The 12598-nt window shown below is 58.2% G+C and carries 10 protein-coding genes; 9 read left to right on the plus strand and 1 reads right to left on the minus strand.

Features of this window, described 5'->3' with window-relative positions; genetic code table 11:
• Positions 1-13: 13 nt before the first annotated feature.
• The 5 genes from GSQ82_RS23525 to GSQ82_RS23545 are packed head-to-tail and all read left to right on the plus strand — an operon-like array spanning position 14 to position 4520.
• Positions 14-1135 carry a hypothetical protein gene (locus GSQ82_RS23525; protein WP_158794691.1) on the plus strand — a complete coding sequence of 374 codons (1122 nt, stop codon included), beginning with the start codon at positions 14-16 and terminating at the stop codon, positions 1133-1135.
• Complete coding sequence (locus GSQ82_RS23530) at positions 1135-1923, plus strand: PilN domain-containing protein (RefSeq protein WP_158794692.1); 789 nt, start codon at positions 1135-1137, stop codon at positions 1921-1923. Before GSQ82_RS23525 ends, GSQ82_RS23530 begins: the two co-directional genes overlap by 1 nt.
• A complete protein-coding gene (locus GSQ82_RS23535; RefSeq protein ID WP_216847166.1) occupies positions 1920-2678 on the plus strand; it encodes a hypothetical protein in 759 nt (252 codons plus the stop codon). Before GSQ82_RS23530 ends, GSQ82_RS23535 begins: the two co-directional genes overlap by 4 nt.
• Positions 2675-3307 (plus strand): hypothetical protein, encoded by a 633-nt coding sequence (locus tag GSQ82_RS23540; protein WP_158794693.1) that lies wholly within the window; start codon positions 2675-2677, stop codon positions 3305-3307. Before GSQ82_RS23535 ends, GSQ82_RS23540 begins: the two co-directional genes overlap by 4 nt.
• A 55-nt stretch (positions 3308-3362) precedes the next feature.
• A complete protein-coding gene (locus GSQ82_RS23545) occupies positions 3363-4520 on the plus strand; it encodes a type II secretion system protein (RefSeq protein WP_254061877.1) in 1158 nt (385 codons plus the stop codon).
• Positions 4521-4539: 19 nt separating this feature from the next.
• Here the strand turns inward: GSQ82_RS23545 and GSQ82_RS23550 are convergent, their stop codons facing one another.
• Positions 4540-5694, minus strand: a complete 1155-nt coding sequence (locus GSQ82_RS23550; RefSeq protein WP_158794694.1) for a hypothetical protein — start codon at positions 5692-5694, stop codon at positions 4540-4542.
• 941 nt (positions 5695-6635) lie between these two features.
• On the opposite strand from GSQ82_RS23550, the gene GSQ82_RS23555 reads away from it, so the two are divergent.
• From GSQ82_RS23555 to GSQ82_RS23570, 4 genes are all read left to right on the plus strand, one after another.
• On the plus strand, positions 6636-7190 hold the full coding sequence (locus tag GSQ82_RS23555) for a PEP-CTERM sorting domain-containing protein (RefSeq protein ID WP_158794695.1): 555 nt from the start codon (positions 6636-6638) through the stop codon (positions 7188-7190).
• A gap of 774 nt (positions 7191-7964) precedes the next feature.
• Entirely contained in the window at positions 7965-9548 is a 1584-nt protein-coding gene (gene crtI, locus GSQ82_RS23560) for a phytoene desaturase family protein (RefSeq protein ID WP_158794696.1), read from the plus strand.
• A gap of 2 nt (positions 9549-9550) precedes the next feature.
• Positions 9551-11047: an aldehyde dehydrogenase family protein gene (locus GSQ82_RS23565; RefSeq protein ID WP_254061919.1), complete on the plus strand. Its 1497-nt coding sequence runs from the start codon at positions 9551-9553 to the stop codon at positions 11045-11047.
• A gap of 17 nt (positions 11048-11064) precedes the next feature.
• On the plus strand, positions 11065-12585 hold the full coding sequence (locus GSQ82_RS23570; RefSeq protein ID WP_158794698.1) for an NAD(P)/FAD-dependent oxidoreductase: 1521 nt from the start codon (positions 11065-11067) through the stop codon (positions 12583-12585).
• The last annotated feature ends 13 nt before the right edge of the window (positions 12586-12598 follow it).

The raw sequence follows: 12598 nt of genomic DNA on the forward strand, positions 1-12598 counted from the left end.
AGTCTAGGACGGCATGGATTTTTTACCGAAGACATTAGGGACGCGGCCTCGGCTTGCAGTGGAGATTCGACCGGAGGGTGTGGTGGCGGCGCGGGCTGAGGACGCGTCTGCGCTGCTGACGTCTGTGGCTCGGGCAGACCTGGCGGAGGGTGCGGTTGCGCCGGGGCTGAAGGGCGGCAATATCGTTGATAAGGCGGCGGTGACGGCGGCGGTGCGGAAGGTACTGGATGCTGTCTCCGGACGTGGCCTGGAACGGGGAGAGCGGACGGGCGGACGGCTGCGGGATGCGACTCTGGTGGTGCCGGACTCTGCGGCGCGCGTGCTGTTTGTCGACTTCGATCAGTTGCCTGCGAAGGTGGCGGAGGCGCTGCCGGTGGTGCGATTCCGGTTGAAGAAGCTGCTGCCGTTCGATGCGGACGACGCGGTGGTGAGCTATCAGGTGATGTCGAATGAGAAGGGTTTGGTGAAGCTGCTGGCGGTGGCGATGCCGCGGGCTGTGCTGGAAGAGTATGAGGGCGTGGTGATGGCGGCGGGGTATCTGCCGGGAGCGGTGCTGCCGAGTACGTTGGCTGCGCTGGCGGGGCTGGCTGAGGTAGAGGCGCCGTCGCTGGTGGTAAACGCAGGGATGGGCGCGGTGACGACGGCGATTGTGCAGGGTGGGACGCTGATGCTGCACCGGTCTGTTGATATGAGTTCGGCGGCAGATGTGCCGGTGGCGATTGCGGCTGCCATTCCGCTGGTGGACCGTGAGAGCACGGCGCAGGAGTGGGCACAGCAGGAGCCGCTGGGGCCGGGTGGATGGGATAGGTTCGATGCAGCGGCTGCGATGCAGACGTCGGTGTTAGAGACGGCGCTGCTGCGGGACGCCGAGGTGAGCGCGACGGCTCGGGAGGTGGCGCAGGGAGTGAGTGTGGCTGCGGCTTACTTCGAGGACTCGTTGCAACACGCTCCGGAGGAGTTGCTGGTGGCGGGAACGCTGGGTGCGGAGGCGCTGGCCGGGCTGATGGATGAGAGCGGGCTGGAGGGGCTGGTGGTGCGCGAGATAGTGGATGCCAGCATGATGGAGGCCGGAGCGGTGACGGCGAGCGTACCGCGTGGATGGCTGGCTGGTGTGCGGGGGGCGTTGAGGAACTGATGAAGATCTCTGTCAATCTCGCGACCAGGCCGTTTGTAGAGCTTCGTCCTCTGTTTGCGCGGCTGCGGCTGGCGATGGGGGTGCTGGCGCTGCTGGCTGTGGCGTTTGGGTTTGCGCTGCACTCGCTGAACGCGAAGGCGGCGGTGGCGCGGGCGGAGATGGATGCGCTGAAGGCGAAGACGCTGCGGTTTCAGCAGGAGCGGATGGCGAACGAGGCGAGGATGCGGCAGCCGCAGAATATGGCGGTGCTGGAGCGCTCGCAGTTTTTGAACGCAGTGTTTGCGCGGAAGAGCTTTAGCTGGACGGCGGTGATGATGGATCTCGAAAAGGTGCTGCCGGTGGGGGTGCAGCTGACGAGCATCGAGCCGGTGATTACGAAGGAAGGCGATGTGAACATCCGGCTGCGCGTGAGCGGGGATAGAGAGCGGGCGGTGCAGCTGGTGAGGAATCTGGAGACGTCGCAGAGGTTCCTGTCGCCGCGGCTGGCGTCGGAGCAGGCGCAGGCGCAGGAGACGGGACGCAATGCCGCGGTGGCGCAGGTGATCGCTCCGGGAGCGGTGCAGTTCGAGATTTTGAGTGGGTATAACCCGCTGCCGCCAGCGCCTGTGAAGACGGCGAAGCTGGAGGGACGGGAGAAGGATTCGAGCGTTGCGCCGGATCGGAAGGCGCCGGTGAAGAAGACGCCGAAGAGTGTGCGGAGTTCTGGAGCGCATGGAGTGCAGGCTGGCTCGGCTGCACCGGCTACTCGCTCGAATGCACCCGCGGCTGCGAAGGGTGGCGTGCGATGACGGTGATTACAGAGAAGCGCTCTGCACGGTCGTTGCGTTCTTTGGCGACGCATCAGTGGGTGGAGAAGACGCGGAGGCTGGCGACGCTGCTGAATCTGCATATCGCGGGCGTGGCGGTGCTTGGGCTGGTGAATTTGTACCTGCTGGCGCACATGGCGTTTGCGTGGCACGCGGCGAGTGGAGAGAATGCGGCGGCGATCGCGGACCAGACGGTTGCGATGAAGACGGCGGAGATTGCGAGACGGCCGCTGGAGGGGTTGGACGAGAAGCTGGCGCAGGCGACCAAGGACGCGGATAAGTTTTATAAGCAGCGGCTGCCGTATGCGAACTCCGAGGTGGCGGGTGAGCTGGGAGCGTTGACGAAGAAGCAGGGCGTGAAGCTGACGCGGGTGCAGTATGCGTATGCTCCGGTGATGACGGGGACGGCGGGCGAGCTGATCGAGTCTCGGATGGATGCGAGTTTGAGTGGCGACTATCGGCCGCTGATGCTGTTTATCAACTCGCTGGAGCGGGACAAGGTATTTTTTCTGATACGCGCGGTGAGTTTGACGGGGCAGCAGAGCGGGACGGTGGGTCTGCGGCTGGGGTTGACGACGTTCCTGCGGTCGCCGGTGGGGATTGAGAGCTCGGATAAGAGTGTAGTGGCGGGTTCGGCGGATGCGGCTTCGGCAGATGGTCCGGATAGTGCGGCAGCGGCTGGGACTCAATCTGGTACAACAGCGGGGACGGCGGCTGGGACTGGGGGGCGGCGATGATCAGGCTGACTCCGGATCAACAGAAGAAGGGCGCGATCATGGCTGGGTTTGCGCTGCTGGCAGGCGGGATCTTGTACTACCAGCTGCGGGATGACAGTCCGGTTGCTCCGTCGCCTGCGCCTGTGATTGTGACGGCGCCGACATCTGCGGGTGCAGCGCCTGCGCTGAAGGCGGGTGGCTTAGTGCCTGTGGGGACGGCGGCGAAGAATCTGGGGACGACCTCGGCGCAGCTCGATCCGACGTTGCGTATGGAGGCGATGCTGGTGACGGAGTCGCTGGTGTACTCGGGCAGCGGGCGGAATATCTTTTCGGCGAGTTCGGTGCCGGTGGAGCTGCCGAAGCCGATTGCTTCGGTGAGGACGAAGGGGGCGGCGGCTCCGGCGGGGCCTCCACCTCTGCCTCCCGGGCCGCCGCCACCACCGCCGATCGATCTGAAGTTTTTTGGTACGGCGACGGCTGCGAATGGGACGCGGAGGGCGTTTCTGCTGCATGGGGACGATGTGTTTCTGGCGTCGGATGGCGATATCGTGCAGCGGAAGTATAAGGTGGTGACGATCTCGGCCAACTCCATTGTGGTGGAGGATATGGCGAACAATAACCGGCAGACGCTTCCGCTGCTGGCGCGTTGAGGTGGGTTGGATGAGGATGGGCCGCTCAGCACGGAGAGGAGAACGGCACAGAGATTTGTGTGCTCGGGTGGCTCCTGGTCTGCGCGGTGGATGTGGCGGGACGGGGCAGGGTGAAGACGGGTTCATGCTGGTGGGGCTGGTGGTCGCGGTCTTTCTTATTCTGCTGGTGTTGAGTATCGCTGCGCCGAAGGTTGCGGATGAGTTGAAGCGGGAGCGTGAGGTGGAGGCGGTACACCGGGCGAACCAGTATGTGCGGGCGATCCAGCTGTACTACAGGAAGAGTGGGACGTATCCGGCGACGATGGAAGCGTTGGAGAAGACCAACAATATACGGTATCTGCGACAGCGGTATGTGGACCCGATGACGGGGAAGTCGGACTGGAGACTGATCCACGTGGGCGAGGCGAAGACGACGGTGAAGGGGTTCTTTGGGCAGCCGCTGACTGGAATGGCTCCGGGGCTGGGTTCGGCTGCGGGGATGGCTTCGCAGGGGCCTGCGGGCGCGGGAGCGGCGGGTAACAGCTCCGGCTCGGCGTTTGGGGGTTCTTCGGGGTCTAGCTCGTTCGGATCGTCTTCTGCGGGGAGTAGTTCGTTCGGCTCTTCGTCCGGCTCCGGTTCCTTTGGGTCGTCATCGTTTGGATCGTCTTCGAGTGGCTCTAGTTCGTTTGGTTCGAGTTCGTATGGCTCTTCGTCGTCGGGTACGGGAGGAATTGGCGGGACTTCGTCTGGTACTGGTTCGACTGGAACTACTGGTGGGACTGGGACCGATAGTTCGGGGACGGGCTCTTCGTCGGGGATTGCCAGTCAGTCGGCGACGAGCTTCACGGGGACTTCGGCGCCGTTTGTTGGGGTGGGCATTCCGAAGGAGGGCGACTCGATCATCGTGGTGAATGAGCAGAAGACCTATGCAACGTGGGAGTTTCTCTACGATCCTCGGATTGAACAGTTGAAGGCGCAGGCGGCGGCGATGGGCGGCGGGGCCTCTTCGGGGAGTGGGTCGAGTCTGGGGTCGGCGTCGGGGATGAGCTCGTTCGGCTCTTCGGGGACGAGTGGGAGCAGTTCGGGATTCGGGTCTTCAAGTGGGTTTGGATCGAGTTCGTCCGGCTCCAGCTCTGGATTTGGGTCGAGTTCTCCGAGTTCGGGGTTTGGGTCTGGTTCGTCGGGGTCTTCTTCGCCTACTTCTCCGACCACGAGTCCGCAGCCACAACAGTAGGGAGTTCGATCTTCGTGATTTATTTTGGTGGGTTAGCGATGGTGCGGAGGCGGCCGATGCGTCCGTGCGGGCCTACGACGAAGGGGAGCGAGAGGGCGTTCCAGTTTTTGTCGGCGTCGGCCGGGTCGTAGTTGGAAGGCTTCAGGGGGTGCCAGTTCTTGCCGTCGTCGGTGGAGATGTCGGTGCCGTTGGGGCCTACGGTGATCCAGAGTTTTTGGGTGGGGTCGTAGGCTACGGAGGAGCGGTAGCCGTGGGGTGGGGTTTGGGCGGGTTGCAACGCTCCCAATGCGCGGTCTTTGTGGGCGGCAGTTTTTACTGCCGATTCAGGTTGCTTATAGTCGCCTCCAACCGCCATGATCCAGTGCTCATTTTCGGCGATGGAAAAGATGCCACCCGTTTCCGTCTGCGGAAATGGCGATTCTTTTGCCCACCACATGTTCAGATTCTGTTGCGAGGGTACCTGTGCGCAGTGACAGGGGACGATTCCATCATTACTTGGGAAGATGAGGGTAGACCCACTCTTGCCTCCGGTAGCCAAGACAGCGTTGAATGGATCTTGCGCAATCAGCGATGAATTACTTGCTGCAAAGGCAGATACATCATCGCCGAAGGCAAGTTCCTTGATCTTCTGTTCCCATGAAATCCAGGTTTTGCCTCCATCCAATGTTTGCTTGAATACCAGACGCTTTTTCTCTGAACCGGCTACATGGACAGGGTCGCCTAATAGAAAACCATGAAGTTTGTCGGCGAATTGAATTGCGTCCCAAAAGCCTTCTTTGTCGGGGTTGGTGAAGAGGAGGTGCCAGCTTTGGCAGCCGTCGGTGGTTTTGTAGAGGCGGGACTGGTCGCCGGGGCCGGAGGACATGACGATGGCGGTGTTTTCGTCGAAGCCTCGGATGCCGCGGAAGTCGAGTTTTTCTGCGTCGGGGGGGATGGAGCAGGTCTGCCAGAGGTAGCCGCCGTCTTCGCTGCGGAGGACGGTGCCGTTGGTGCCGCTGGCCCAGACGGCTCCGCCGCCGGCGTTGTAGACGCCGCGAAGGTTGGCGGTGGTGTGGGTGTCTTCGATGTCCCACTGGGCGTGGGCGCGGGTGGCGAAAAAGAGTGCGGTCAGGAGGATGAGGCGTGTGGGCGTGCTGGTTTTTCGATGCTGCGGACCCTTGATTCTGCTCTGCATGTACTGCTTCCCCCCACCCCTGCCTATATGGTGCAAAGTCTTCGAAGCAGACGGTTTAGCGTTGGACTTGCGCGTCTTTTGGCCTAACGTCGGAAGCCCGGCGCGGGCCGGGCTTCGGTTCCTTCTTCTCTTTATATTTTATCAGCGGTGTCAATACTCTGAGGGGTGGGGGCGGGTCTTCGACAGTGGCGTGATGAGATCAGTGGGAGCGTGCGGTTCTGGATGCTCCGATACTTTTTATCCAATGGCTTCAAACTGGGCTGCGGGCTAGGCTGTGTATCGACAGCGTCACCTGCAAAGGTTGGAGTATCTGGCTTGAGGAAGAACAGGCAGAGACAGAAGCAGATCCCTGCGGGAGGACAAACAAAGGGACACAAACAGAAGGACAGAACAAACCAGGGCTGGAATATGGCGATAACCCTAGAGCTATTTCTCCGGGTACTCTGAGGCCTGGGTCGTTCCGGGGGGGCGTTTTTCGACGAGAGGCTGGTTGCAGAGTCTGCACTTGCGGTCTCTTATCTGGTCCGGTTCTCTGGGGACTGTCTCTGACTTGCCACAGGTTGTACATGTGAGAACGACGGTGTGCATGATGACTCCGATGCGATGGCTGTTTCTATGCGGCTCACGTCCTCGTTTGGGTCGTTATGGCACGGAGTCATGGCATAGTGAGTTGGATGTGAGTGGCGGGTTACAGGATGTCGGGTGGACTGGCAGTTTCGGGGGGCTTCCTTTCCATACTTTCAAGGGTGAGTGACTGCGATTTCATTACGAGGGGCGATATGTAGCAAAAGTTTGCCTATGGAGGGCAATATTTTGCCCAGCCGGAGGGTCTTCGCGGCGTATGGCTCCTGAGGTTGGCGCCAAATCACAGATGATTGCGATTTCCGGTTTGGCGCTTTGATTGCTTTCTCTTCTTGCAGAACCCTAGAGGAGCAACAAATATGCGTTCCACATCTATCTTCCGTAAGACTGTACTACTCAACCCCTGCCTTGGTCTCCTGTTCGCTGCTGTTGTCCTGCTTGCGTTGGCTCCTCGTGCTCTTCATGCGGACACCATCACGTACGATGTGACCCTGACTCCGAATCCGGGTTCTGCGTATGGTGGTGTCGGCGTTTTGACGCTGGATGCTGCGCCGAGCGCTACCGGTCTTTCCGTGTACACGGCGACGACTGGACTCGAGGGCCTGAGCTTCACCATCGATCACCAGACGTTCACCCTGGCGGGCGATACGAGCGCGCTGGTGGAGTTTCTGAACGGATCCATCTACGACATTACGTTCGCGGAACAGATAGGCAACAGCCCGTACCGCTTCGATCTGCAGACCAGCGGCGTCTATGCTTTCTACTACAACAATGAGCTGTCCGAGTCGTCGGGGACGTTCAGCGCGAGCGTTGCTCCGAATGCTTCGCCGGTGCCTGAACCTTCGTCGCTTGCACTCTTCGGAACGGGAGTTCTGGGAGTGGCGGGTGCGGCTCGCCGCAAGTTTCTGGCGTAGGTAAGAGCTCTCCTAATGCGGAAAGGCCACCTCTTTCGAGGCGGCCTTTCCGCATTAGGAGAGCTGATTCAAGATTGGTGCGCCCGGAAGGATTCGAACCTCCGACCCTTTGGTTCGAAGCCGTAGGGGGCTAAACAATCCCACTACATCAGGAGATATCAAGAGGTAATAGATAGCGGTGTTTGTGCTGGTTTCTCGTTGCTTATAGATGTCTGGTCGTATCAGCTTCTATCAAGAGAGTTCCCACAGAATCTCCACATAATTGCCGGACGTCGTGTTTGCAGTGTGACGAATCTTTGGCTTGAGTTCAAGCTCTCCGACTGCGATCCAATCTTACTGAGGGTCTTTCCTTTGGAGGTCGCTCAACTCCGGGTGATTTCTTAGGTGGATCGAGAGGCGATCATATGGCTGGTTTTTTCAGGCCTGACGAACATGATCGGCGGGACGGTGCGTCAGGTGGTGTGGCTGGGAATACTTCTGATTGTTCATTCGGCGACTTGGTGGATGCGCCGGCGACGAGGTGTGCTTCTAGCTGGGGGTCTTTTGTGGCTGATCGGCTGCGTCTGAGGCCGTGCCACGCTATACACTGCGAGCTGAAAATCCCAAGTCCAAATCCCCCAAATGCGAAGAGGAGGAGCTGTTCTCATTTTGCTTTAGATGGTGCGGAGTTAATGAGGGCAAATATTCACAAGACGAAATACAAAGGGAGAGCGCCAAAACAATCAATAGTCATGAGCATCTACTGAGTAAAGCTGTGTTGATGCTTATAACTCTATGCATAGTAATCTTACGAAGTTAAGTTCTTCGCGCGTCGTCATTGTCGGGGCAGGACCGGGAGGGTTGGCGGCTGCGTTACTGCTGGCTAAGTCCGGAGTGCACGTTACTATCGTGGAAAAACGCGATCAGGTTGGCGGTAGAACATCTACGATCGAACGCGATGGGTTCAAATTCGACGTAGGTCCAACGTTCTTTTTATATCCAACCGTATTAAGAGAGATATTCAAGACTATCGGCTACGATCTGGATGTTGAAGTGCCGATGACTCGGCTAGATCCGCAGTACAGGCTGGTCTTCGGTGCAGGCGGAGAGCTTCTGGCGACGCCGGATGCCGATCGAATGATGAAGGCGGTAGCCACGATTTCACCGGCTGACGCAACCCGTCTGAAAGCGTTCATGGAGCAGAATCGAAAGAAGCTCACGAGTTTCATGCCAGTTCTGCAATCTCCCTTCGAGAGCTGGAAGGATCTAGCGACGCCGAAGATGATGAAGTTATTGCCACTACTGGCTCCATGGAGATCTTTGGACCAGGATCTACAGCGGCACTTTAAAGACGAGCGGATTCGACTTGGCTTCAGCTTTCAGTCGAAGTATCTCGGGATGAGTCCATTTCAGTGCCCGAGTCTATTTTCTATTCTTTCGTTTCTTGAGTATGAGCATGGAGTGTTCCATCCGACTGGCGGATGTGGAGCCATAACGCGGGCCATGGCGAGGATCGCTCGAGAGATGGGCGTTGAGATACTGCTGAATGAGCCGGTAGAGCGGGTGCTGGTCGAGAACGGCGAGGCGATTGGTGTGAAGACGGTGCATCGCAGCCTGCCTGCAGATGCAGTGGTGATCAACGCAGACTTTGCGGGCGCGATGCAAAAGATGGTGCCGAATCATCTGCGAAAGCGATGGAAGGATAAGACGCTGGCCAAGAAGGACTATTCCTGCTCGACCTTCATGATGTACTTGGGCATCGACGGACGCTATGACGATGTGTCGCATCACACAATCTATTTAGCCGAGAACTATCGACAGAACCTAAAAGATATTGAAACACTGCATCGGCTATCGGACAATCCATCTTTCTACGTCCAGAACGCTAGCGTGACCGATTCGACGCTTGCACCAAGAGGAAAGAGCACCCTTTATGTGCTATTTCCCGTTACCCATGAGATTGGGCGGGAAGAGGGCAGTACCGTGAACTGGGAAAAAGAGACGCCTCGATTCCGAAGACTTGCTCTCGAGCAGTTGGAGAAGATCGGCATCACGGATGTGGAGCGGCGAATACGGACGGAGAAGATTATGACTCCATCGGGCTGGAGCAGCGAGTTCAATCTATACAAGGGTGCGACGTTTAGCATGGCACACTCGCTTAAGCAGATGCTTCACCTGCGCCCGCACAATCGTTTCGAAGACATAGGGCAGATGTATCTTGTGGGGGGAGGGACTCACCCAGGCAGCGGATTGCCTGTGATCTTTGAGTCAGCCCGAATCACATCGCGGTTGCTGCTACAGGATTTGAAGATTGAGCCGCAGTGGGAGTCGGCGTCGATGGGAGTCTCTGACGATGAATTAGTCGGAGTGGCGTCTTAGTGATGCTAATGAATGTGATGGGTGCGGATGCGGCTCGCGAGATGATGGATGACGCAGATAAAGCTGCGGTGGATGTGTTCGACCTGTCCTCACTTCGTAAGGCGCAGCGTGTGTGGGATGGAGTGCCTATTCGAAAGCGCCTCGACGTATTGAGGCGTGCGAGATTTGCGATGTCTCAGATGGCTCGCGCATTTTCCGAAGCAATACCCTGGGAGTTGACGAGAACACCGGCGGATACGAGGGTAGCTGAGGGGCTTCCGTTGCTAGCTGCATGCCGGTTCCTGGAATGTAATGCAGAAAAGATCTTGCGTGCTCGACATCTGGGTAGACGGGGACTTCCGGTATGGCTGGCGGGACTAGATAGCGAGGTGCGGCGTGTACCTCACGGGGTCGTACTCGTGCTGGGGCCTTCGAACTACCCGTTGTTTCTTCCTGGCGTGCAGGCGCTGCAGGCTATAGCCGCGGGTAATGCTGTCGTGTGGAAGCCCGGAAAGGGCGGCGTAGCGGTGGCGATGCTATTTGCGGAAGCTCTTTATGGCGCAGGACTACCGCGTGAGTTGCTGATGGTCACGGAGGATTCGGTTGAGGCGGGCGAGCAGGCGTTGCGTTCTTCCGTGGATAAGGTTGTGTTCACTGGCTCGGCTGAAAATGCCAGGACGGTATTGCGGGAGTGTTCGGCAAGACTGATCCCATGTGTGGTGGAGGCCTCCGGGTGCGATGCGGTTATTGTGTTGCCATCGGCAGATACTGGGCGCGTGGTGAAGGCACTGGCGTTCGGTATGCGTCTCAACGGATCGGCTACGTGCATGGCTCCGAGAAGGGTGCTGCTGGTGAACGCATCTGAGGATCGGAAGAGGTCGCTTGTGGGTGGATTAGTTGCAGCGTTCGGTGAGGTTGAGAGCACGAGAGTTGCAGACGATACGCGATTGATTCTGTATGAGTTTTTGCATGAGGCTAAGCTACAAGGCGCTGCGGTAGTTGGCGCGGTTGATATAGAGCAGAGGCCCATTTTGGTGACTGAGGCAAGACCCGAGATGCGGCTTGCGAGGTCGGACATATTTGCCCCCGTGCTCTCCATGATCGACATTGGGAGCGAGATGGAGTTGCTGGCGGCACAAGAGATTTGTCCGTTTGGACTGACGGCTTCGGTGTTTGGAGAGGAGCGCGAGGCTCGGCGTGTTGCGGAGATGCTTCACGTAGGTACGGTTCTTATCAACGATGTCATCGTCGGGACGGCAGATCCACGTGTTCCGTTTGGTGGCCGCAGAGAGAGTGGATTTGGAGTGACACGTGGCAGGGAGGGTCTTCTGGAAATGACTGCTGCGAAGGTAGTTTCTGTGCAGCGTAATAAGTCTCTTCGTACTTATGAGGCGACCGGCAAGGTACATGCGGAGCTGTTTGACGGGATCATCCATGCGATGTACTCGCAGGAACCAGGCCAGCGGTGGAGCGGAGTGAGACAGGCGATACGAAGTGCAAGACGGCTTGGACCTAAGTAATGACAGAAAGGTGCGGCATGAAGGTTGGTGTGATCGGAAGTGGACTGGCCGGGTTGGCTGCAGCTTGTACGCTGGCCGCGCGCGGACATAGGGTGGAGGTGTTCGAGAAGAACTCTTGGCTGGGTGGGAAGGCTGCACAGTTGCGGACGAAAGGTTTCCGGTTCGATATGGGCCCGACGATCCTGATTCAGCCTTCCGTGTTGCGAAAGATCTTCGAAGAGGCTGATCGACGCATGGAAGACTATGTTCCGATGATACGACTCGATCCACAGTGGAGGTGTTTCTTCGAGGATGGAACGCGATTGGATCTACGCGATGATGCAGAGAAGATGGCGGCGCAGTTGGAGTCGATATGGCCTCGGATGGGCGCGGGCTATTTGAAGTTTCTAGAGACATCGGAGCAGTTGCATTCCATCAGTGAACGGTTCTTCTTTTGGAGGTCGATTGGATCGATGAAGGACACGATGAATGTGGCTGGGGCGTTCGACATCAAGGTCCTAAAAGATGTAATGCGGATGCGGCTGGGCAAGACGGTGGCGGGGACGATTCGTGAGTACATCCCTGATGCAAATGTGGCGCAGATGCTGGACCATTTTGTGCAGTATGTGGGGAGTTCGCCTGATGCATCACCGGCGATTCTTTGTGCGATCGGACACATGCAGATGGAAGAGGGGATCTGGTATCCGCTGGGAGGAACGCGCACAGTGCCGGAGGGTCTGGTGAAGCTGGCTGTAGAACTGGGCGTGGTATTCCATACTGAGACGGATGTGTCTCAGATTCTGACCGACGCTCCCCGACATGGTGGACGGACCGGCGGTAGTGTTACAGGTCTGCTGACAACGCGTGGTGAGACGCATCGCTTCGATGCGGTGGTATCGAACGAAGATGCGGTGAGGACTCATCGGGAGCTGCTGGGCGGAGATGCGGCGCGGGAGTTTGAACATAAACGTAGTTATGAGCCTGCGTGCTCAGGCGTTGTGCTTTATCTGGGTCTGAACAGGCGCTATGAGCATCTGGCGCATCATGACTTCGTGTTCTCGCGTGATCCGCAGGAGGAGTTTCACTCGATCTATGAACGGGGTGAGCCCGCGCCGGATCCGACGTGCTATCTGGCAGCTACTGCAGCCACAGATCCGACGAGCGCTCCAGAGGGTGGCGAGTCGCTATATGTGTTGGTACATACTCCCTATCTGCGTGAACATCATGACTGGAAGAAGATGTTACCCGAGTATCGACAGGTGATTCTGGATAAGTTGAAGCGAACGGCTGGACTTGAAGATATTGAAGAGCGCATTGTGTTTGAAGATGCACTGACGCCGCAGGATATTCATGAACGTTATCGGGTTTTGAATGGAGCGATCTATGGAATATCGAGCCATGGTGTGTTCCATGGTGCATTCAAGCCGGCGAATCGCAGCAGGGAACTGGCTGGAATGTACCTTGCAGGTGGAGCGGCACATCCAGGGCCCGGAATGCCGATGGTAATTATGTCGGGATGGATTGCGGCAGATGCTTTGGATCACGATGCGCAGGGTTGATTCGTTCTGGATG

Origin of the sequence: Granulicella sp. L60, from assembly GCF_009765825.1 — a bacterium.
In the GTDB taxonomy this organism is placed as follows: domain Bacteria; phylum Acidobacteriota; class Terriglobia; order Terriglobales; family Acidobacteriaceae; genus Edaphobacter.

What these genes read in the sequence shown, in the direction of transcription:
- GSQ82_RS23565 (WP_254061919.1), top strand. Translation starts at nt 9,551, where the DNA reads ATGCTAATGAATGTGATGGGTGCGGATGCGGCTCGCGAGATGATGGAT.
- GSQ82_RS23555 (WP_158794695.1), top strand. Translation starts at nt 6,636, where the DNA reads ATGCGTTCCACATCTATCTTCCGTAAGACTGTACTACTCAACCCCTGC.
- GSQ82_RS23530 (WP_158794692.1), top strand. Translation starts at nt 1,135, where the DNA reads ATGAAGATCTCTGTCAATCTCGCGACCAGGCCGTTTGTAGAGCTTCGT.
- GSQ82_RS23525 (WP_158794691.1), top strand. Translation starts at nt 14, where the DNA reads ATGGATTTTTTACCGAAGACATTAGGGACGCGGCCTCGGCTTGCAGTG.
- GSQ82_RS23540 (WP_158794693.1), top strand. Translation starts at nt 2,675, where the DNA reads ATGATCAGGCTGACTCCGGATCAACAGAAGAAGGGCGCGATCATGGCT.
- crtI (WP_158794696.1), top strand. Translation starts at nt 7,965, where the DNA reads ATGCATAGTAATCTTACGAAGTTAAGTTCTTCGCGCGTCGTCATTGTC.
- GSQ82_RS23570 (WP_158794698.1), top strand. Translation starts at nt 11,065, where the DNA reads ATGAAGGTTGGTGTGATCGGAAGTGGACTGGCCGGGTTGGCTGCAGCT.
- GSQ82_RS23550 (WP_158794694.1), bottom strand. Translation starts at nt 5,694, where the DNA reads ATGCAGAGCAGAATCAAGGGTCCGCAGCATCGAAAAACCAGCACGCCC.
- GSQ82_RS23535 (WP_216847166.1), top strand. Translation starts at nt 1,920, where the DNA reads ATGACGGTGATTACAGAGAAGCGCTCTGCACGGTCGTTGCGTTCTTTG.